Raw genomic sequence first — 19,626 nt, forward strand, 5'->3', positions numbered from 1 at the left:
CAACAGCCTACTCGGGCGCCGGCGCGACGGCCGCGGGCGAGCGCACGAGTCAGAGTCGCTCGTGCGGCAGCGCCTGTCGGATGCGGTCGACCGTGCCGTGGGCGGGGGACTCGTTGAACGCGTGCGCCAGCTCCTGCCCCGTCAGCGCGTGGATCGCCGCCATGATCTCGTCGGTGGCTGCCCGGCGCGCGCGGCCCGAGGGGGCGGCGCCGTGCGCGGAGAGATCGATCGGATCGCCGAAGCGCACGCGGATGCGCTTGTTCACAGCCGGCATCCGCGCGCCCACCGGCATCACCTCATCCGTGCCCGAGAGGCCGACCGGCACCACCGGCGCACCCGTCTGGAGGGCGAGGAACGCGGCCCCGGTGCGACCGCGGTACAGCCGCCCGTCGAGGGAGCGAGTGCCCTCCGGGTAGAGCGCCACGGCGCTGCCCGATTCGAGCAGCGCGCGTTGCTGCTCGAGCGCATCGAGCGCGGCCTGTCCGGCGCCGCGGCGCACGGGGATCGCTCCGATCGAGGTGAAGAACCGCTTCGAGACCCACCCGGAGACGCCGGTGCCCTCGAAGTAGGAGGACTTCGCGAGAAAGTGCACCGGACGTGGGGCGGCGACGGGGATGGCGATCGAGTCGATGAACGACAGATGGTTGCTGGCGAAGATGACCGGGCCCTTGCGGGGAACCAGGTCCCGCCCCTCGACGATCGGCCGGTAGATCGCCCGGGCCAGGGGGGTGATCAGGAAGCGGCCGACACCGTAGGCCCAGCGCATCGACGAGGCGCTCTGGGCCTGCGCGGACGTCGCGTCCCGGGCCGGCTGTGCCCCCTCTGCACTCATCCCCCGAGGGTATCGCCCGACCCATGCGCGGTCGGCTATGGGCGCGGGCGCGGCACACAGGCGGAACAAAGGAAAATCCGCCACGATAGTGGTTCCGCTTTCGACACATCGAGGTTCTTCCGTGCGCACCCGCCCGCTCATCGCCCGCCCCCTGATAGCCCTGTCCGCCCTCACCCTGTCCGCGCTCGCGCTCGCCGGCTGCACGGGATCGGGCGAGCCCGACGGCAGCGCCGCGACCGACGAGGGTCTCTGCGCGGCCGCGGCGCCGTCGGGCGCCGCCTCCGAGGCCGTCACGGTCGACGGCGAGGTGGGTGAGGCCTCCACCGCCTCGTTCGACGCCGGCCTCGAGGTCGAGGAGCTGCAGCGCACCGTGATCACCGAGGGCGACGGCGAGGCGCTGGCCGAGGGCGACTATGTGGAGTACGCGCTCACCGCCTTCTCGGCCGACAGCGCCGAGAAGGTCGGCGACATCGGCTACGTCGAGGGCGAGGTGCTGCCCGCCGCCGTGTCGGCCGAGACGAGTCTGGGGCAGATCATGGGCTGCGCATCGGTCGGATCGCGAATGGTCGTCACCTTCCCCGCATCCGAATCCGCCGGCGCCGAGGTCTACATCGTCGACGTCCTCGACGTCGCGCCCACCCAGGCCTGGGGCGAGGATCAGCCGCCGGTCGAAGGGATGCCGACCGTCGAGCTCGCCGAGGACGGCTCGCCCACGATCACCATCCCCGACGCCGAGGCGCCGGACGAGGTGCAGGTGGCGGAGCTCAAGGTCGGTGACGGGGCCGAGGTCGAGCCCGGTGACAACGTGCTCGTGCAGTACACGGGCGTGACCTGGTCCGACGGCGAGGTCTTCGACTCGAGCTGGGAGAGCGGGGCGGCCGCCGCATTCGCGACGACCGGAGTCGTGGACGGCTTCCGCCAGGCTCTCGAGGGTCACACCGTGGGCTCGCAGGTGCTCGTCGTCGTGCCGCCGGAGTTCGGCTACGGCGACGTCGAGGATCACGAGCTGCAGGACGAGACCCTGGTCTTCGTCGTCGACATCCTGGGCACCCAGCACGTGCCGACCGAGTAGGCTGCGGGGCGCCCCGATCGGCCGGATCGATAGGCTGGCGGGGTGCGACGCGTCATCATCCTCGGCTCCAGCGGCTCCATCGGGACGCAGGCGCTGGAGGTGATCGCAGCGGCGCCCGACCGCTTCGAGGTCGTGGCACTCGCCGTCGGACGCGACCGCGCGACGCTGCGGGCCCAGGCCGAGAGGTTCGGCGTCGAGCACACCGCCGTGGGCGCGGCGGAGGCCGAACAGCTCGTGCGCGATGTGCCGGCCGACGTCGTGCTCAATGCGATCACGGGATCGGTGGGTCTCGGCGCGACGCTTGCCGCGCTCGAGGCCGGGCGCACGCTGGCCCTGGCGAACAAGGAATCCCTCATCGTCGGGGGAGAGCTGGTCACGGCCCTCGCGGCGCCGGGGCAGATCGTCCCCGTCGATTCGGAGCACTCCGCCATCGCCCAGTGCCTGCGCGGCGGAAGCGCGGACGAGGTCGACCGACTGGTGCTGACGGCTTCCGGCGGCCCCTTCCGTGGGCGATCGCGCGCTCAGCTCGCCGGTGTGACGCCCGAAGAGGCGCTCGCCCATCCGACGTGGGACATGGGCCGCGTCGTCACGACGAACTCCGCCACCCTCGTGAACAAGGGCCTCGAGGTCATCGAGGCGCACCTGCTCTTCGGCGTCGGATACGACCGGATCGACGTCGTCGTCCATCCCCAGTCGATCATCCACTCCATGGTCGAGTTCGCCGACGGCTCGACGCTCGCGCAGGCCTCGCCCCCCGACATGCGTCTGCCCATCTCGCTGGGTCTGGCCTGGCCCGAGCGCGTGGCCGGCGTCGGAGCGCCGCTGGATTGGACCCGGGCGTCCTCGTGGACGTTCGAGCCCCTCGACGCCGACGCCTTCCCCGCCGTGGACCTCGCCAAGCACGTCGGCCGGGCGGGTGCGACCTATCCCGCCGTGTTCAACGCGGCCAACGAGCAGGCCGTCGATGCGTTCCATGAGGGGCGACTGCCGTTCACCGGCATCACCGACACCGTCGCGCGCGTGGTCGATGCGCACGACGCGCCGACGCGGCTGACGCGCGAGAACCTGGCCGAGGCCGAAGCGTGGGCGCGCGACCGCGCCGACCGGACGATCGCGGGTCAGTCCGGATAGGGCACCGGCCAGTGCGGCTCCGGCACCGGCCAGCCGGCATCGCGCAGCGCCCGTCGGGCGAGCTCGCGCGCCGAGTAGGGCGTGCGCTCCCCGCGGATGTCGCGATAGTCCTGATGTCCGGGACCCGCCCAGAGGATGGCGTCGCCGTCGCCGACCATCGCGACCGCTTCGACGATCGCGCGCTCGGGCGGTGAGGACTCGTGGATCTGCGCGTCCGGCCGGGCGCGGCGAGCCCCCTCGATGAGGGTCGCGCGGATCGCATCCGGGTCCTCGAAACGAGGGTGGTGATCGGTCACGATCAGGATGTCGCTGCCGAGCACGGCCATCGCCCCCATGTCGTGGCGCTTGGTCGCATCGCGGTCGCCGTCGGCACCGAACAGCATCACGACGGTGCCGGGCGTGACACGGCGCACGGCTGCCAGGGTCTTGGCGAAGGCATCGGGGGAGTGCCCGAAGTCGACGTAGACGGCGGGACCGTGATCGCCAGAGACCCGCTCGGTGCGCCCCGGAAGGTAGGCGTGGATGCCGCCGTCGCGTTCGAGCGCGGAGCGTATCCGATCCCAGTCGTACCCGGCCTCGAGGAGCATCACGATCGCGAGGCCGGCGTTCGCGGCCATGTGCGGCCCGATGACGGGCACCACGGTGGTCAGCCGTCCCGCGGGTCCGCGCAGAGTGAACGCGGTGCCGGTCTGGGTCTCGTCGTGGATGTCGACGACCCAATCCGCGGCGGCCGCGGCATCCGGGTCGGTCGCCATGGCGGGAGTGCCGATGGTGACGACGGGCACACCGGCGCGGGCGACGACCTCGTGGGCCGCGGACGAGTCGAGGGCGACGACCGCGCGCCGCGCCCGGTCCGGCTGGAAGAGGGGCAGTTTGGCCTCGAGGTATTCGCGCATGTCGGCGTAGTCGTCGAGGTGGTCGTGGCTGAGATTGGTGAACGACGCCACATCGAAGACGAGCCCGTCGACGCGGTGGCGGCTGAGCGCCTGGGCGCTGACCTCGACGGCGACGGCCTCGACCCCGCGCTCGCGCATGAGCGCGAGCAGGGCGTGGAACTCGGATGCCTCGGGGGTCGTCAGCCGCGACACGATCACCTCACCGGCGATGTGCCGCTCCGCCGTGGAGCTGAGGCCGGTCGTGACCCCGAGCTGATCGAGGATGCCCGCGAGCAGGTGCGACGTGCTGGTCTTGCCGTTCGTGCCCGTCGTCCCCAGCAGGAGGGGCAGGTCGTCCTCGCGACCGGTGCCGTAGACCCATGCGGACACGTCGCCCAGCACCGCGCGGGGATCGTCGACGACGAGGATGGGGAGCCCGCACCCGCGAGCCAGCTGCGCGCCGTCGGCATCGGTGATCACCGCCACGGCTCCGCGTGCGGCGGCGTCGGCGGCCAGTTCCGCGCCGTGACGGTTGACGCCGCGGATGGCGACGAAGACCTCGCCCGGCCGCAGATCGGAGGTCGCGAGTGTGACTCCCGACACCCGGGCGGTCCCGATCTCGCCCACGACGTCGCGCGCGAAGCGCTCGGCCAGCTCGGCCAGGGCACGCGCGGGCGGGCGCTCGGGGCGCAGCACGGGCGGCATCCGCGACGCGGACGCGGCGGGCCGCGGGGGCTCGGGAACGGACGGGGCCATGGCTCGTCCATTCAACCAGAACCGCGCCTCGGCGCACGGCAGCGGCGCGATGTGCGACCGGCCGTTACGCCGAGGCGTGGCGGGCATCAGCTGAGCGTGGGTCAGCTGAGCGTCTGTCAGCTGCGCCGACGCAGTGCCAGGATGGCGACCACCAGTGCGACCGCGCCCAGCACCGCCCCCGCGGCGCCCAGCACGATTCCGGCCACCGGGGCCGCGGTGTCGTCGGCGGATGCCGCATCCGCCGTGTCGGCCGCGGTGCCGCTGTCATCGTGGTGCGCGTCATCGGCGGCCGCCGCATCCGACACCGTCACCAGCGGAGCGGGCGCATCGAGTTCGTGCGCGTCCTCGCCCTCCTCCGCGAGCTCGCTCCACGAGGTGTTGCCGACCTCGCAGACCTGGTTCACGGGGAAGGCGAGAGTCTGGCCCGCCGCGTCTTCCGCGTACTGCACGCCGAGCTCGACGGTGGCCCGCAGTCCGCTCTCGACCGGCTCGTCCGCGGTGTAGACCACACGAGAGACGGGGCCGTCTTCTCCGTCGCGTTCGATCTCGAGCTGCCACCCGGGTTCGATCGTGGGGGTGACCGAGGCGAGTCCGTCGGGGATCTCGATCTCGAGTGCGGTGGTCGGGGAGCCGTCGCATCCGTGGCTGAAGGCGAACGTCAGCACGCCGTAGCTGCCGGCGGTCGCGGTCTGGTCGGGCGACACCGTCACGTGCGCCTGGGCGGCCAACGGCGCGGCTAGCACGAGGCCGGCCGCCAGGACGGATCCCGCCAGCAGGCGGCCGCCGCGGCGCCGCCGAGGGGCACGGGCGGGGGAGGGCGTGGTGTCAGGGGTGAAGCTCATCGGTTCTCTCTCATTCCCGCGCGCGGGCGATCGCCGGCGCGCGCCATCCGGTGAAGACGCCCGGACAGTCGGCCGGGCGCAGGATCATGCGGCGCGTGCGCCGCGAGAGAGCCGCGGTGGGCCGCGACGGGACAGACTGGAGAGGGCGACGACGAGCGGGGCCAGCGCGGCCGGCGCGCCGGGGGTGACGCCGGCGCCGATTCGCGGACGCGCGTCTCCCGCGAGCGCGCGCGATGCGACGGCCAGAACCCACGCGCCGATGCGCGTGAGCACCGCCTCGCCGCGGCTGAGCAGCGCGAAGGCGATGGCGGCAGCGGCGAGGTGGCAGGCGAGCATCGCGGCATCCACCGAGGGCGCGGCGGTGAGCGGGGCGGGATCCGGCAGAAGAAGTGGGGCGCCGTGGACGTGGCCGAAGGTGGTTGCGCCGCCGGTTCCCGTTCCGGTTCCGACGAGGGCGAACACGACGTGCAGCAGCAGCTGAGCGAGCAGAACGCTCGCCGCCAGGCCGATGGTGCGCAAGAACCGTCGCATCGTATCGCTGGGACGTGCGCCGGTTCCCATCAGGGCGGTGGCCAGCGGCCACGCGAGGATGGCGACGGCGAGCATCAGCAGGGGAGAGGGAGCCACCCCGCCCCCGATCGTGTGCGAGACGGACCCGAGGATCACCGCGACCGCCGTCGCACCGGCACCGCGCGCAGCGCGCGTCGAACGTGCGGTCACGGGCCCTCCTTCGCCGAGGACAAATCTACCCGTCTGTGCCGCCGCGCGTTCCCGGCCGCTACAAAGAATCACCCGGGTAGCGTGGGGCGGGTGACCGCGCTCGCATTCGTCATCGGCATCCTCATCATGGTGGTGGGCCTGGCGGTCTCGATCGCCCTCCACGAGATCGGTCACCTCGTGCCCGCCAAGAAGTTCGGCGTGCGGGTCGGGCAGTACATGGTGGGCTTCGGTCCCACACTGTGGTCCCGTCGCCGCGGCGAGACCGAGTACGGGGTCAAGGCCGTCCCTCTCGGCGGATACATCTCGATGGCGGGCATGTATCCCCCCGCGAGCGAGGACGGCGGATACGACCGCCGCGCTGAGGCCCGCGTGCGCGGGCGCTTCTTCGCGACGATGGTGCAGGATGCCCGGGCTGCGAACGCCGACACCATGGTGGGCGAGGACGACCGTCGCGTCTTCTGGCGCCTGCCCGTGTGGAAACGCGTCGTGATCATGCTCGGCGGGCCGATCATGAACCTGCTGCTGGCGATCGTCCTGTTCAGCCTGCTCTTCAGCGGCATCGGCGTCCAGCAGGCCACGACGACGGTCTCGTCGATCAGTGAGTGCGTCGTGCCCGCCTCCTCGACGCAGTCCGAATGCACCGCCGCCGATCCCACCAGTCCCGCCGCCGAGGCGGGACTGCAACCCGGCGACGTCATCCTCTCGATCGACGGGACGCCGGTCGCCGACTTCGACGAGGCGTCGGCCATCATCCGCGACAGCCCCGGTCGCAGCCTGGACCTCGAGGTCGAGCGCGACGACAGCATCCAGAACCTGCGCGTCACGCCGATGCTCGCCGAGCGGCCCGTCGTGGAAGACGACGGCGAGACCGTGACGCAGGAGGTCGGGTTCGTGGGGTTCTCGCCCACCAGCGACTACGTGCGACAGCCCATCTGGGCCGGACCCGCGGCGGCGGCCGAGAACGTCGGCGCGGTGGTCGGCATCATCGGTCAGCTGCCGGCGAAGCTGTACGACACCGCGGCCTCGCTCGTGAGCGGGGCCGAGCGCGACCCCAACGGGCCGCTCTCGGTCGTCGGCGTGGGGCGTCTGGCCGGCGAGGTCGCGGCGGTGGAGGCGCCGATCCTGAACCGCGCGGTGGCCATCATCGGCCTCCTCGGGTCGCTCAACATCGCGCTGTTCGTGTTCAACCTGATTCCGCTGCTGCCCCTCGACGGCGGCCACATCGCCGTGGCGCTCTGGGACGGCATCAAACGGCGAGGCGCGAAGCTGCTGCACCGACCACCGCCGAAACCCGTCGATGCGACAAAGCTGGTGCCGGTGACGTTCGTCGTCGTGGTGCTGCTGGTCGGCATGGCGGCGCTGCTGATCATCGCCGACCTGGTCAACCCGATCCAGCTGCTGCCCTGAACCGGCGTGCGCGTCAGGCCGGCGCCAGGGCGTGCGTCACGAGCCGGTGCAGGGTGCGGATGCCGTCGCGCGACAGGATCGACTCGAGGTGGCCCTGCACCGAGGCGTACCGCGGTCCCCGCAGGGCGTAGACGTCGCCGCTGCGAGGGTCGGCGGCCACCTCGGCGCCGCCGATGCGCTCGGTCCCGGGCTCGACGTGCCCGGTGAAGGTGTTGTAGAAACCGATCGACGCGCGTTCGCCGAACAGGTCGACATCGAGCTGCACGCCCTGATGGGGGTGCGGCAGGGGCACGAGGGGGATCCCGAGTTCGGCGGCGAGCACCTGATGGCTCAGGCAGACGGCCAGCAGGGGCAGGCCGGAAGCGCGCCGACGAGCGACGATCTGCCGCATCCGGCTCATGCGGGGGTTCAGCGCCGCGAGCGGATCACCGGGTCCCGGCCCGGCGACGAGCAGCTCGGCGGCATCGATGTCGTCGTCCTGCACCTCGTTCCAGGCCATGATCCGGGCGTCGAGGCCGAGGTGGCGCAGCTGGTGGGCGAGCATCGTCGTGAAGCGATCCTCCGCGTCGACGACGATCGCACGCCGCCCCGAGAGCGGTCCCTCCTCGGTGCCCTGGGGCTCGAGCCAGAAGGGAGCCAGACGGGCATTGCGCGAACTCAGCAGGCTGGCGATGTCCGGATCGTCCGCGAGTGGTCGCCGCTCGCCGCTCGGGGCGTCCGAATCGACGCGCGCGTCGCGCGGGATCGCCCCGATCGCTCCGAGCACGCCGGCGGCCTTGCCGTGCGTCTCGCTGACCTCCCCGTACGGGTCGGAGTGACGCACGAGGGTCGCTCCGACGGGGACGCGCAGGCCGCCGTCGCGCAGGTAGGCGGTGCGGATGAGGATCGGCGCGTCCAGATCGTGCGACGCACCCGGGCCCGGCGCGGGGGTGAACAGCGCGGCGACGCCGGAGTAGTACCCGCGCGGCGTGGTCTCGTGCCGGGCGATGACGGCGCACGCGTTCTGCATGGGCGACCCCGTCACGGTGGGAGCGAACATCGTCTCGCGCAGGATGTCGCGGGGGTCGAGAGTGCTGCGGCCGCGCAGCATGTACTCGGTGTGCGTCAGACGCGACATCTCCTTGAGATGCGGCCCGGTGATCCGCCCGCCGTCGGAGCAGACGGCGCTCATCATCTTGAGCTCCTCGTCGACCACCATGAACAGCTCTTCGGTCTCTTTGGTGTTCTCGAGGAACTCGGTCAGCGAAGGCGCCGTCGCCCCGCCCGCCGGATGACGGAAGGTTCCCGAGATGGGGTTCATCGTGACGACGCCGCCCTGAGCGCTGACGTGCGCCTCGGGGCTCGCCCCCACCGCGACGTGCCCGTCGGTGATCACCGCGAACGTCCAGTACGCGCCGCGCTCGTGCTCCAGCAGGGCGCGGAACCAGGTCAGGGCGGCGAGCCGGGGATCGGCATCCACACGCGCGACGAAGTCCCGCCGGATGACGAAGTTGGCGCCTTCGCCCCGGCCGATCTCGTCGTCGATCACCCGGCGGACCGTCTGAGCGTAATCCTCGTCGGCGATGTCGAACCCGGCGTCCTCGAGGGGGACGGGCTCCGCTGGCAGCGAGCGCAGCACCTCGTCGCGCGCGACGCGTCCCGACTGGCGGACGATGACGCAGCGCAGGGGCACGTCGTCGTCGTGGCAGACGAAGCCTCGCTCGCGCACCTGGCGGAACGGCACCAGTGCGAGAACCTGCTGGGGGGTCCCGTCCGTCGCGTGCAGCGGGATGTCCGCGAGGGCGTCGACATCGACGACCTCGCCGGTCATGACCTCGACGTCACCGCCCTCTCGGGCGATCAGCACGAGGGGCTCCGTACCTGCGGACAGGCTACGCAACAGACGCACGCCGTCTGTGTCAGGGTCGGGGGCTTGCCCGGTCATCGTGGATCCTTCTTCGGGGTCGGCCCCGAGGTGTCCGAATGAAGAAGACCGCCCCGGGGGACGGTCTGGATGCGTCGAACGCGAACTCACCGTCTGGTCAGACGGGCCACCAAGTGCGGTTCGCGGGCATGGCGCGAAACTACCATATGCGCGCCCGCATGCCTGCCCTAGCATGGGGCCATGAGCGACGACGGCATGGGTGCGATGGGCGACGATGTGCGGGCCCGGGCGATCTCTCGGCTGAAGGCCCGGAGCCACTTCTGGCAGCTGTTCTTCATCTGGATCGCCCTGGCGGTCTTCTTCATCATCATCTGGGCCGTCTCGGGCGGGACGACCGATGGCATCGACGGCTTCTGGCCCATCTGGCCGATCCTCGGCATCGGGCTCGGGGTCGTCGTCACGGCGTTCCGCACGTTCGGCAAGGGCGCCGGCGGACCCACCGAGGGTCAGATCCAGGCCGAGATGAAGAGGCTGTCCGAGTGACCGCCGCGCGGGCCCGGTCCGCCGCGCCTCGCGTAGGCTGACGTACGTGCCAGCTGTGAACATCGGGATGCCGAAGGTCCCCGAAACCCTCGCCCCGCGCCGCAAGAGTCGCCAGATCAAGGTGGGCAAGGTGCTCGTCGGCGGTGATGCGCCCGTGAGCGTGCAGTCGATGACCACGACTCCCACGACGAACATCAATGCCACGCTGCAGCAGATCGCCGAGCTGACGGCATCCGGATGCGAGATCGTGCGCGTCGCCGTGCCGTCGCAGGACGACGCGGACGTGCTGCACATCATCGCGGCGAAGAGCCAGATCCCGGTGATCGCCGACATCCACTTCCAGCCCAAGTACGTCTATCAGGCGATCGATGCCGGCTGCGCCGCCGTTCGTGTGAACCCGGGCAACATCCGCAAGTTCGACGACCAGGTGGGCGAGATCGCGCGGCGGGCCAAGGCCGCGGACGTGTCGCTGCGCATCGGCGTGAACGCCGGCTCGCTCGACAAGCGCCTGCTCGAGAAGTACGGCAAGGCCACACCGGAGGCGCTCATGGAGAGCGCCGTGTGGGAGGCGTCGCTGTTCGAGGAGCACGACTTCCACGACTTCAAGATCTCGGTCAAGCACAACGACCCCGTCGTGATGGTGCAGGCCTACCGGCTTCTCGCCGAGCGGGGGGACTGGCCGCTGCACCTGGGCGTGACAGAGGCGGGACCGGCCTTCCAGGGCACGATCAAGTCCGCGACGGCGTTCGGCATCCTGCTCGGCGAGGGCATCGGCGACACGATCCGCGTCTCGCTCTCGGCCCCGCCGGCCGAGGAGGTCAAGGTCGGCCATCAGATCCTCCAGTCCCTGAACCTGCGCGAGCGCAAGCTCGAGATCGTGTCGTGCCCCTCGTGCGGGCGGGCGCAGGTGGACGTCTACTCCCTGGCAGACTCGGTCACCGAGGGTCTCAAAGAGATGACCGTCCCGCTGCGCGTCGCCGTGATGGGCTGCGTCGTCAACGGCCCCGGCGAGGCCCGCGACGCCGACCTCGGCGTGGCCTCGGGCAACGGCAAGGGCCAGATCTTCGTCAAGGGGCAGGTCGTGAAGACCGTCCCGGAGTCCGAGATCGTCGCGACGCTGATCGAAGAGGCCAACCGCATCGCCGACGAGATGGGTCCCGATGCGGCCCCCGGCACCGCGCAGGTCGTCACGGCCTAGCCGAACGGGGCAGCGGCCGCCTCGAGGGTCGGAAACGTGCCCGACGTCGGAACCGACGCGCGGTCTCGACCGACGCTCGGCTCATCCCCGACGCCGGACGCGGGCAGGAGGTGACCTGCGCGTCCTCGACAAGTCGGCCTACCCACGAGGTCGCCCCGCCGATAGCATTCGTGCATGCGACCACGGATCCGCGGTGACCGGATGTCGCTGGCGGCGCTCGCGCTGGGCATCGCCCTCTCGCTCAGCGGATGCGCCGCGGCCGCTTCGCCCGCGGCCTCGCCATCCGGCACCGCCGTCGCCGAGACCGCCGATCCGGCATCCGATCCCGCCTCCGATCCGGAGGTCGCGGTCGTCGCGTTCGGGGACGACTGCGACAACGTCTTCGCAGATCCGGCGCTCTATCTTCCGGGAGCCCAGGCGAGCCCCCGCTTTCCTCCGTCGGGCGTGACGACGCTCGGGGGGATCTCGTGCGGCTGGAACGACAGCGCGGGGGGAGGACACGTCCTGTCTGTCTACGCTTTTCCCGAGGCGGCCGTGCCCGCCGACCTCGCCCAGGCCTACACGGATGTCACCTGCGAGCCGTCGTACGACACGATCGACTGTCATCTGGCCGGCGCCGCCGAAGGCACGTGGATCATCGTCACGACCTCGGCGATCGACGAGCGAAGCGAGGATCCGCACCTGGCTCCCGCTCTCGCCGAGGCTCTCGGGAACGCGTCTTCGTCACCGGTGCCGAACGCGGCGTCACGCTCTGCCGCGTGGTGGGACGTGGACTGCGCGCAGCTCGGATCAGACGCCGACGTCGCCGGGCTCTTCGACGGGGCGGAGTTCTACGAGGGGTATCCCACGGGCTTCGCGCCGCACCCGGTGTCGACGTTCCTCGAGGAGGAAGGGGTCGTCGCGTGGTGCCCCTGGTACTCCTACGAGCGTGGGGGGATATGGCTGAACGCCTACCCCGGTGCCGGCTTCCAGTGGGATGGGGTCGAAGCATCAGCGGCATCCGTTGCGGAGGTCGACGGGGCGAGCGCGGCGGCGTACATCGATCAGTACGGAACATCGGTGCTCGTCGCGAGCGATGGGACGAACATCGTGACCGTTCAGGAGGCTCCGGTGCCGTTGGAGGAGATGGCGGCCCGGCTCCTGGTGGCTCTGCGCTGAGCGCAGGCGCCTAGACTTGACCCTCGTGGTCACCCGTCTGTCGCACTACTTCCTCCGCACACTCCGCGAAGACCCGGCCGACGCCGAGGTCACCAGCCACCGGCTCCTCGTCCGGGCCGGTTACATCCGGCGCCAGGCCCCCGGAGTCTTCGCCTGGCTGCCGCTCGGACTGCGCGTGAAGGGGAAGATCGAGGCGATCATCCGCGACGAGATGGCGGCCGCCGGGGCCTACGAGGTGCATTTTCCCGCGCTCCTGCCGCGTGAGCCCTACGAGATCACCGGCCGGTGGGAGGAGTACGGCGACGCGCTGTTCCGCCTGCAGGATCGCAAAGGCGCCGACTACCTCCTGGCGCCGACCCACGAGGAGGTCTTCACGCTGCTGGTGAAGGACCTCTACTCGTCGTACAAGGACCTGCCCCTGACGATCTATCAGATCCAGGACAAGTACCGCGACGAGGCGCGTCCCCGCGCCGGGCTCCTGCGCGGACGGGAATTCACGATGAAGGACGCCTACTCCTTCGACTACACGGATATGGGTCTCGAGGCGTCCTATCAGGCGCAGCGTGACGCGTACGAGCGCATCTTCACCCGACTCGGTCTGGAGTACGCCATCGTGCACGCGGATGCCGGAGCGATGGGCGGATCGCGCAGCGAGGAGTTCCTGCATCCCACCCCGGTGGGCGAGGACACCTTCGTGCGCTCCGAAGGCGGCTACGCCGCCAATGTCGAGGCCTACACGACGCCCGCGCCCGAGCCGATCCCGTTCGACGACGCCCCCGCGCCGGTGATCTACGACTCACCGGGCACCCCCACGATCGCCACGCTCGTCGCGCACGCCAACGAGCATCTGCCGGCGCCCGCCGAAGGCGTGTGGAGCGCAGCGCACACCCTCAAGAACGTGGTGCTCGCGCTGACGCATCTCGACGGCGCCCGCGAGCTCGTGGTCGTCGGCATCCCGGGTGACCGCGACATCGACGACAAGCGCGCCGAGGTGGCGTTCGCCCCGGCCGAGGTCACCGCGGCGACGGAAGAGGACTTCGCCCGTCACCCGCTGCTCGTGAAGGGGTACATCGGCCCCTGGTCCGCGGAGGGCGCGGTGCTCGGTGAGGAGTCGGCGAGCGGCATCCGCTACCTGGTCGATCCCCGTGTCGTGGACGGCACCGCGTGGATCACCGGGGCGAACGTGCACGAGAAGCACGTGCGTGGCCTCATCGCGGGGCGAGATTTCACCGCCGACGGGATCGTCGAGGTCGCGGACGTGCGCGACGGCGACCCGTCGCCCGATGGTTCTGGTCCGGTGGCGCTGGCGCGCGGCATGGAGATCGGCCACGTGTTCCAGCTCGGTCGCAAGTACGCCGACGCGCTGGGGCTGAAGGTGCTCGACGAGAACGGCAAGCTCGTCACCGTGACGATGGGCTCGTACGGCATCGGCGTCACCCGCATCCTCGCGATCCTCGCCGAGCTCGGCAACGACGACAAGGGGCTGATCTGGCCCGCCACGGTCGCGCCGTTCGACGTGCATGTCGTGGCAGCGGGCCGGGATGCCGCCGCGTTCGAGCTCGCCGCGCGCGTCAGTGCCGAGCTCGAGACCGCCGGCCTCGACGTGCTGTACGACGACCGGCCCAAGGTGTCGCCCGGAGTGAAGTTCGGCGATGCGGAGCTCGTCGGCATCCCGCGCATCCTCGTCGTCGGCCGGGGTGCAGCCGACGGTCTCGTCGAGCTCTGGGACAGACGCACGGGCGAGCGGGAGACGATGGCCGTCGCCGACGCCATCGAGGCGCTGTCGACGTAGCCGCGGCCGCGGCGCCCCGCGAGTGTCGGGCCCGGCATACGGCCGCCTGACGGGAAGACGATCTAGCATGGCGCGCGTGAACGCCCCGCCGCCGTCCCGCCCTCCGCGGACGACGGCGCTTCCGCGCCGCGGCGCCGTGCGCCGGCTCATCGAGCGGGCTCCGGCGGGTGTCGGCATCGGGGTCGGCGCTGCCCTGATGCTGCTCGGCATCTTCATCGTCACGCGTCCGCTGACCTCGCTCTGGGTGCTCGCCCTGTACGTCGGACTCAGCGCGATCGCCTCGGGCGCGATCGAGCTCGCCGCTCCGCGGGGTGCGCCGCGATGGTTCACCCGCGTCGCCGCCTGGGTGTGGATCGTCGGCGGTCTCGTCGTGCTCGTGTTCGTCGGCGGCAACCTCGACCTGCTGCCTGACATCATCGCCGCGCTGCTCGTGGTCGGCGGTCTCGCATCCTTCGGCGGCATCGTGCGCGGGCGCCTCAGCGAGCGTGTGCTCGCAGCGGCATCCGGCGTGGCCCAGATCGTCTTCGGCACGCTCGCTCTCGTCTGGCCCGATGTCACGCTGCTCGTCGTCGCGGTGTTCTTCGGAGTGCGCACGATCATCTTCGGCGCCACGATCGTGCTGCGCTCGTCGCGGCGCGTCCGGGGTCGTCCAGAGCGCCTCGGCGAGGGGGCCACGCGGCGTCGGAGAGCGGGGGCGGATGCCGCGCGGTTCGCCCTCGCCGTGCTGCTGCTGGTCGCCGCGGGAGGGTCGTGGGCGGCGAGTTCGTGGCTGCAGGACGGGGCGCCCGTCATCGACGCGTTCTACGACGCACCGGATGTCGCGCCCCAGGCGCCGGGCACCCTGCTGCGCGATGACGCCTACACCGGCCGCATCCCCGAGGGCGCGCAGGTGCGCCGCATCCTCTACTCCACGACGGACTCGTTCGGACGGCGGGCGACGGCGAGCGGCCTCGTCATCTATCCGGAGGACCGGCCCCTGGCGGCGCTCCCGGTCGTGCTCTGGAATCACGGCACGACCGGCGTCGCCCGCGGATGCGCCCCGAGCCTGACCGACAGCTACGCCACCCGGTGGGCGATTCCGGATGTCAACGAGGCGATCGCGCGCGGATGGGCCGTCGTGGCCTCGGACTACACGGGGCAGGGCGCCGAGGGCGTGTTCCCCTACCTGATCGGCGAGGGCGAAGCGCGCTCGTCTCTGGACGCCCTGCGCGCCGCCGACCAGATCGATGATCTGTGGCTGGGCGACGACGTGGTCGTCTGGGGACACTCCCAAGGCGGGCACGCGGCGCTGTGGACGACCCAGATCGCTGCGGAGTACGCGCCGGAGTACGACATCCTGGGCACGGCGGCCATCTCGCCGGCGGCCGATCCGCTCGCGCTCGCGGAGGAGCTGAGCGGGCCGCGCGGATCGGCCATGCTCTCGGTGCTGATCTCGTGGGTTCTCGTGCCCTACGCCGACACCTACCCGGATGTCGTGATCGACGACTATGTCGCACCCGGCGGGCGATCGATCGTGCGGGAGATGACCCAGCGGTGTCCGACGGAACCCGGCGTCGTGGTGTCGGTGCTCGCCGCGCTGGGTGTCTCGGCCGATCGGCCCCTGTACGACGCCAACCTGGGCACCGGCCCGCTCGGCGAGCGGCTGGCGCAGAATGCCGCCCGCGGTCCGTGGGACTCTCCGGTGATGATCGCGTGGGGCAGCGATGACGAGGTGATCCCGGAGCGCCTCTACGAGCAGTACATCGCGGAGCAGTGCGCCGCGGGCGCCACGCTCGAGTGGTACGACTACCACGGTGTCGATCACACCGGCGTGATGCTGCCGGGCTCGCCGTTCCTGCCCACCCTGATCGCCTGGACCCAGGAGCGCTTCGACGGCGAGCCGACGCGCGGCGACGACTGCGCCCGGCTCGACCCGTGAATCAGAAGCGGGCGTAGCGCGCGCGGAATCCGCAGAAGGCGCCGTAGGCGATGAAACCCACGCCGACGAACGCGACGAGCCACGGTCCGAACGCCACGCCCAGCAGGGTGTGCAGAGCCTCGTCGAGGCCGCCGGCGGCGTCGCCGTCATGCCGGACCGCCGCCGTGACGAGAAGGCCCCCGACGATTCCGAGAGCGATGCCCTTGGCGATGTACCCGACCGTGCCGATCACGTCGACCGCGGCGCCGACGAGTCCGGCGGGAGCCGCGATCTTGCTGCGGAACGACCGCTTCGCGCCCAGTATGACGAAGCCCACCCCGATGCCGACGACGCCGAGCCCGATAGCCCCGAGCACGAACACTCCGCCCGGCGGGGCGAGCAGACCGCTGCTGGCGTTCTCGGTCGTCGTGTCCCCGTCCGAGCGTGAGCCCAGGGCGACGGATGCGGCGACCCCGCCGATCGCGGCATAGGCGACGGCCTGCGCCCACCGGCTGACCCGCCGCCCCCACTTCTTGGCGCCGGACCGTGCCCAGACGAGCGTGCCCTCCACGATCTTCCACGCCGCCAGCGCCCACAGACCCGCGGCCACCGCCCACAGCGCCGCGAAACCGGCGGGGGCGTCCGCGATCACGCGCATCGCGCCGTTCTGGTCGGTCTCGCCCGAGCCGCCGCCCGCCACGACGAGCATGAGTCCGCCGATCAGCACGTGCACGGCACCGAGCGCGACGTACCCGATGCGGGCGAGGACGCGGAAGCCTCGGCTCTGGGCGGCCTTGCGGGCGCCCCGGCGCGGGGAGGGACTGCTCATGGGGTCATCGTCCTCGTCGGTGTGTCAGCTGCGCAGGTGGTCGCGGTGCTTTCGCGACTCGCGCGTGCCGGTGACCACGTCGAGAGGGCCGGTGACCGAGAGCTCATCCTCCCAGCACTCGATCCCGTCGACGTCGGGCATCAGGGATCGGGTGAACACCGGGTTGCGGCCCTCGCGTCGCTGGCGCGTGTAGTCCTTGAGCAGCCGGAAAGCCAGGCCCGACAGCAGTCCGATCGCGATCAGGTTCGTCAGCGCCATCAGCCCCATCACGCCGTCGGCGAAGTTCCACACGAGCTCGGCGGCTGCGACGGATCCGGCGAGCACGGCGAGAACGACCAGGATGCGATAGCCCACCAGAACCGCGTGCCGCGACGAGATGAACTCGATGTTCGATTCGCCGTAGTAGTAGTTGCCGAGGATCGAGCTGAAGGCGAGCAGGAAGATGACGATGCTGAGCACGACGTTCGCCCATCCGCCGAGCGACGTGACGAGAGCCCCCTGCGTCAGGCCGATGCCGCGCTCGGCCGCCGTGAGATCGGGCGCCGAGACGAGGATGATGAACGCGGTGATCGTGCACACCAGGAACGTGTCGAAGTACACGCCGAGCGTCTGCACGAGGCCCTGCTTGACGGGGTGGGTGACCGCGGCGCTCGCGCCGGCGTTCGGCGCCGAGCCGAGGCCCGCCTCGTTCGAGAACATGCCGCGCTTGATGCCCGTGAGCACGATGTAGCCGAAGGCGGCCCCGACGACCTCGTTGAACCCCCACGCCTGCGTGAAGATCTGCCCGAGCACGACGGGCAGCTCGCCGATGTTCAACGCGACCACCAGCAGCCCGAGCAGCAGGTAGATCAAGGCCATCGCCGGCACCAGGGTCTGGGTGACCGAGGCGATGCGCCGGACGCCGCCGAAGACGACCAGACCCGTCAGCAGCGCGATCACCCCGCCCACGACCCACGGCACCCAGGGAGCGACCTCGCCACCCAGGCTGCCGCTGACGGTCGCCGTGATGGTGTTGGCCTGCAGGGAGCTGAACGCGAACGGAAAGCAGACGATCAGGATGACGGCGAACCACACCCCGAGCCAGCGGGCCTTCAGGCCGCGCTGCATGTAATAGGCGGGGCCGCCGCGGAAGCCGTCCGCGTCACGCACTTTGAACAGCTGCGCCAGCGACGACTCGATGAAGCTCGATGCGCCGCCGACGAAGGCCATGAGCCACATCCAGAACACCGCGCCCGGCCCGCCGAGGGCGATCGCCGTGCCGACGCCGGCGATGTCGCCGACTCCCACTCGCGAGGCCGCCGAGATGGTGAAGGCCTGGAAGGCTGACACCGACTGCGGCTCGCCCGTGTCGGTGCGCGGCGTGCGGTCGGTGAGGGTGCGGAACATCTCGGGGATGAGACGGAACTGCACCACCCCCGAGCGCGCGGTGAAGTAGAGCCCGAGGACCACGACGATCGGCACGATGATCCAGGTCCACAGATGGTCGCCCCATGTCAGGAGCCACGCGTTCACCGATTCCATGGGATGAGTATGGCGCGCGCGGGCGCGGCGCCACGGCAATCGCGCACCTCGGCGAGCCGCGGCATCCGGTAACGTAGGGGGGATGCCGCGGCGCCTGACGCCGTGGCGAGAGCTGAATAGGGAGGGCATCGTGGACATCGATCTCGGACTGCTGCGGTCGATCGAACGGGAGAAGGACATTCCCCTCGACGAACTCGTGCGGATCATCGAACAGGCGGTGCTGACCGCATTCGGCAAGCACACCTCGCCGGGCGGCGACCTTCCCGACGGGGCGCGTGCGCAGGTCGATCGCAAGACCGGCCACGTGGCGATCTTCGTCCCCGTCACCGACGAAGACGGTGCCGTCATCGGCGAAGAGGAGAGCACGCCCGACGACTTCGGTCGGATCGCCGCGTTCGCCGCGAAGCAGGTCATCATGCAGCGCCTGCGCGACATCGCCGACGATGCGGTGCTCGGCGAGTTCCGCGGCAAGGAGGGCGACATCGTCGCCGGTGTCGTGCAGCAGGGCCCGAACCCCCGCATGATCCACGTGGACCTCGGCACGGTCGAGGCGATCCTGCCGCCCGAGGAGCAGGTGCCGGGGGAGACCTATCCGCACGGCTCGCGCCTGCGCGTGTACGTCACGAGCGTGACCCGCGGCACGAAGGGACCCTCGATCAGCGTGTCTCGCACGCACCCCGGTCTCGTGCGCAAGCTCTTCGCCCTCGAAGTGCCCGAGATCGCCTCCGGCCTGGTCGAGATCGTCTCGCTCGCCCGCGAGGCCGGACACCGCACGAAGATCGCGGTTAAGGCGACGGATCCCTTGATCAACGCCAAGGGCGCCTGCATCGGCGAGCTCGGACGGCGCGTCCGCGCCGTGACGGAGGAGCTCGGCGGCGAGAAGATCGACATCGTCGACTACGACGACGATCTGCCGTCGTTCGTGGCGAACGCGCTGTCGCCCGCGAAGGTGTCGTCGAGTTTTGTGCTCGATGCATCGACGAAGGCTGTGCGCGCCCTCGTCCCCGACTACCAGCTCTCGCTGGCGATCGGCAAGGAAGGCCAGAATGCGCGTCTGGCCGCCAAGCTCACCGGCGCCAAGATCGACATTCAGCCCGACAGCATCCTTGAGTCGTAGCGGATGAATGCGGCGAAGCCGCATTGATGCGCCGGCGACTCACGCTCAACCACCCACGGCCGGGAGGTGTAG

16 protein-coding genes are annotated in these 19,626 nt (G+C 71.0%); 9 read left to right on the forward strand and 7 right to left on the reverse strand.

Translation table 11 applies throughout. The features are described 5' to 3' along the window. Nucleotides 1-49 precede the first annotated feature (49 nt). Nucleotides 50-766 (reverse strand): lysophospholipid acyltransferase family protein, encoded by a 717-nt coding sequence (locus M4I32_RS11265; protein WP_319034639.1) that lies wholly within the window; start codon nucleotides 764-766, stop codon nucleotides 50-52. Nucleotides 767-953: 187 nt separating this feature from the next. Between M4I32_RS11265 and M4I32_RS11270 the strand changes: the two genes are divergently transcribed. Continuing rightward, nucleotides 954-1,904: an FKBP-type peptidyl-prolyl cis-trans isomerase gene (locus tag M4I32_RS11270; RefSeq protein WP_319034566.1), complete on the forward strand. Its 951-nt coding sequence runs from the start codon at nucleotides 954-956 to the stop codon at nucleotides 1,902-1,904. A gap of 42 nt (nucleotides 1,905-1,946) precedes the next feature. After that, nucleotides 1,947-3,035: a 1-deoxy-D-xylulose-5-phosphate reductoisomerase gene (gene dxr, locus M4I32_RS11275; protein WP_319034567.1), complete on the forward strand. Its 1,089-nt coding sequence runs from the start codon at nucleotides 1,947-1,949 to the stop codon at nucleotides 3,033-3,035. On the opposite strand, the gene M4I32_RS11280 is transcribed toward dxr, so the two are convergent. The 3 genes from M4I32_RS11280 to M4I32_RS11290 form a co-directional block, all read right to left on the reverse strand. After that, nucleotides 3,023-4,615 (reverse strand): UDP-N-acetylmuramoyl-L-alanyl-D-glutamate--2,6-diaminopimelate ligase, encoded by a 1,593-nt coding sequence (locus M4I32_RS11280; protein WP_319034640.1) that lies wholly within the window; start codon nucleotides 4,613-4,615, stop codon nucleotides 3,023-3,025. The genes dxr and M4I32_RS11280 overlap by 13 nt on opposite strands. Nucleotides 4,616-4,782: 167 nt before the next feature. Further along, nucleotides 4,783-5,508 (reverse strand): YcnI family protein, encoded by a 726-nt coding sequence (locus tag M4I32_RS11285; protein WP_319034568.1) that lies wholly within the window; start codon nucleotides 5,506-5,508, stop codon nucleotides 4,783-4,785. Nucleotides 5,509-5,592: 84 nt separating this feature from the next. Next, nucleotides 5,593-6,228 (reverse strand): hypothetical protein, encoded by a 636-nt coding sequence (locus M4I32_RS11290; RefSeq protein WP_319034569.1) that lies wholly within the window; start codon nucleotides 6,226-6,228, stop codon nucleotides 5,593-5,595. 90 nt (nucleotides 6,229-6,318) lie between these two features. Here M4I32_RS11290 and M4I32_RS11295 point away from each other — a divergent pair, with 90 nt between their 5' ends. Next, nucleotides 6,319-7,635: a M50 family metallopeptidase gene (locus M4I32_RS11295; protein WP_319034570.1), complete on the forward strand. Its 1,317-nt coding sequence runs from the start codon at nucleotides 6,319-6,321 to the stop codon at nucleotides 7,633-7,635. A gap of 13 nt (nucleotides 7,636-7,648) precedes the next feature. Here M4I32_RS11295 and M4I32_RS11300 read toward each other — a convergent pair whose 3' ends face one another. After that, on the reverse strand, nucleotides 7,649-9,559 hold the full coding sequence (locus M4I32_RS11300) for an anthranilate synthase family protein (RefSeq protein WP_319034571.1): 1,911 nt from the start codon (nucleotides 9,557-9,559) through the stop codon (nucleotides 7,649-7,651). Nucleotides 9,560-9,739: 180 nt separating this feature from the next. Between M4I32_RS11300 and M4I32_RS11305 the strand changes: the two genes are divergently transcribed. The 5 genes from M4I32_RS11305 to M4I32_RS11325 all read left to right on the forward strand — a co-directional run bounded on the left by M4I32_RS11305 (nucleotide 9,740) and on the right by M4I32_RS11325 (nucleotide 16,108). Further along, nucleotides 9,740-10,042, forward strand: a complete 303-nt coding sequence (locus M4I32_RS11305; RefSeq protein ID WP_319034572.1) for a 2TM domain-containing protein — start codon at nucleotides 9,740-9,742, stop codon at nucleotides 10,040-10,042. Nucleotides 10,043-10,109: 67 nt separating this feature from the next. Continuing rightward, nucleotides 10,110-11,240 (forward strand): flavodoxin-dependent (E)-4-hydroxy-3-methylbut-2-enyl-diphosphate synthase, encoded by a 1,131-nt coding sequence (gene ispG / locus M4I32_RS11310; protein ID WP_319034641.1) that lies wholly within the window; start codon nucleotides 10,110-10,112, stop codon nucleotides 11,238-11,240. A 174-nt stretch (nucleotides 11,241-11,414) separates the two neighbouring features. Further along, the gene (locus M4I32_RS11315) at nucleotides 11,415-12,398 is read left to right on the forward strand and encodes a hypothetical protein (RefSeq protein WP_319034573.1); all 984 of its coding nucleotides are present in this window, start codon (nucleotides 11,415-11,417) and stop codon (nucleotides 12,396-12,398) included. A gap of 25 nt (nucleotides 12,399-12,423) precedes the next feature. Then, the gene (locus M4I32_RS11320; protein ID WP_319034574.1) at nucleotides 12,424-14,190 is read left to right on the forward strand and encodes a proline--tRNA ligase; all 1,767 of its coding nucleotides are present in this window, start codon (nucleotides 12,424-12,426) and stop codon (nucleotides 14,188-14,190) included. A gap of 76 nt (nucleotides 14,191-14,266) precedes the next feature. Beyond that, nucleotides 14,267-16,108 carry a lipase family protein gene (locus M4I32_RS11325; RefSeq protein ID WP_319034575.1) on the forward strand — a complete coding sequence of 614 codons (1,842 nt, stop codon included), beginning with the start codon at nucleotides 14,267-14,269 and terminating at the stop codon, nucleotides 16,106-16,108. Nucleotide 16,109: 1 nt separating this feature from the next. Here M4I32_RS11325 and M4I32_RS11330 read toward each other — a convergent pair whose 3' ends face one another. Continuing rightward, nucleotides 16,110-16,916: a DUF1206 domain-containing protein gene (locus M4I32_RS11330; protein WP_319034576.1), complete on the reverse strand. Its 807-nt coding sequence runs from the start codon at nucleotides 16,914-16,916 to the stop codon at nucleotides 16,110-16,112. Between the two features lie 24 nt (nucleotides 16,917-16,940). Next, the gene (locus M4I32_RS11335; protein ID WP_319034577.1) at nucleotides 16,941-18,437 is read right to left on the reverse strand and encodes an alanine/glycine:cation symporter family protein; all 1,497 of its coding nucleotides are present in this window, start codon (nucleotides 18,435-18,437) and stop codon (nucleotides 16,941-16,943) included. Nucleotides 18,438-18,567: 130 nt separating this feature from the next. Between M4I32_RS11335 and nusA the strand changes: the two genes are divergently transcribed. Further along, entirely contained in the window at nucleotides 18,568-19,554 is a 987-nt protein-coding gene (nusA, locus tag M4I32_RS11340; RefSeq protein WP_319034642.1) for a transcription termination factor NusA, read from the forward strand. Nucleotides 19,555-19,626: the final 72 nt, after the last annotated feature.

The sequence above is a fragment of the Microbacterium sp. LRZ72 genome (assembly GCF_033792225.1).
GTDB lineage: Bacteria > Actinomycetota > Actinomycetes > Actinomycetales > Microbacteriaceae > Microbacterium.

What these genes read in the sequence shown, in the direction of transcription:
- M4I32_RS11315 (WP_319034573.1), top strand. Translation starts at nt 11,415, where the DNA reads ATGCGACCACGGATCCGCGGTGACCGGATGTCGCTGGCGGCGCTCGCG.
- M4I32_RS11335 (WP_319034577.1), bottom strand. Translation starts at nt 18,437, where the DNA reads ATGGAATCGGTGAACGCGTGGCTCCTGACATGGGGCGACCATCTGTGG.
- M4I32_RS11280 (WP_319034640.1), bottom strand. Translation starts at nt 4,615, where the DNA reads ATGCCGCCCGTGCTGCGCCCCGAGCGCCCGCCCGCGCGTGCCCTGGCC.
- M4I32_RS11265 (WP_319034639.1), bottom strand. Translation starts at nt 766, where the DNA reads ATGCGCTGGGCCTACGGTGTCGGCCGCTTCCTGATCACCCCCCTGGCC.
- M4I32_RS11330 (WP_319034576.1), bottom strand. Translation starts at nt 16,916, where the DNA reads ATGAGCAGTCCCTCCCCGCGCCGGGGCGCCCGCAAGGCCGCCCAGAGC.
- M4I32_RS11285 (WP_319034568.1), bottom strand. Translation starts at nt 5,508, where the DNA reads ATGAGCTTCACCCCTGACACCACGCCCTCCCCCGCCCGTGCCCCTCGG.
- ispG (WP_319034641.1), top strand. Translation starts at nt 10,110, where the DNA reads ATGCCGAAGGTCCCCGAAACCCTCGCCCCGCGCCGCAAGAGTCGCCAG.
- M4I32_RS11300 (WP_319034571.1), bottom strand. Translation starts at nt 9,559, where the DNA reads ATGACCGGGCAAGCCCCCGACCCTGACACAGACGGCGTGCGTCTGTTG.
- M4I32_RS11305 (WP_319034572.1), top strand. Translation starts at nt 9,740, where the DNA reads ATGAGCGACGACGGCATGGGTGCGATGGGCGACGATGTGCGGGCCCGG.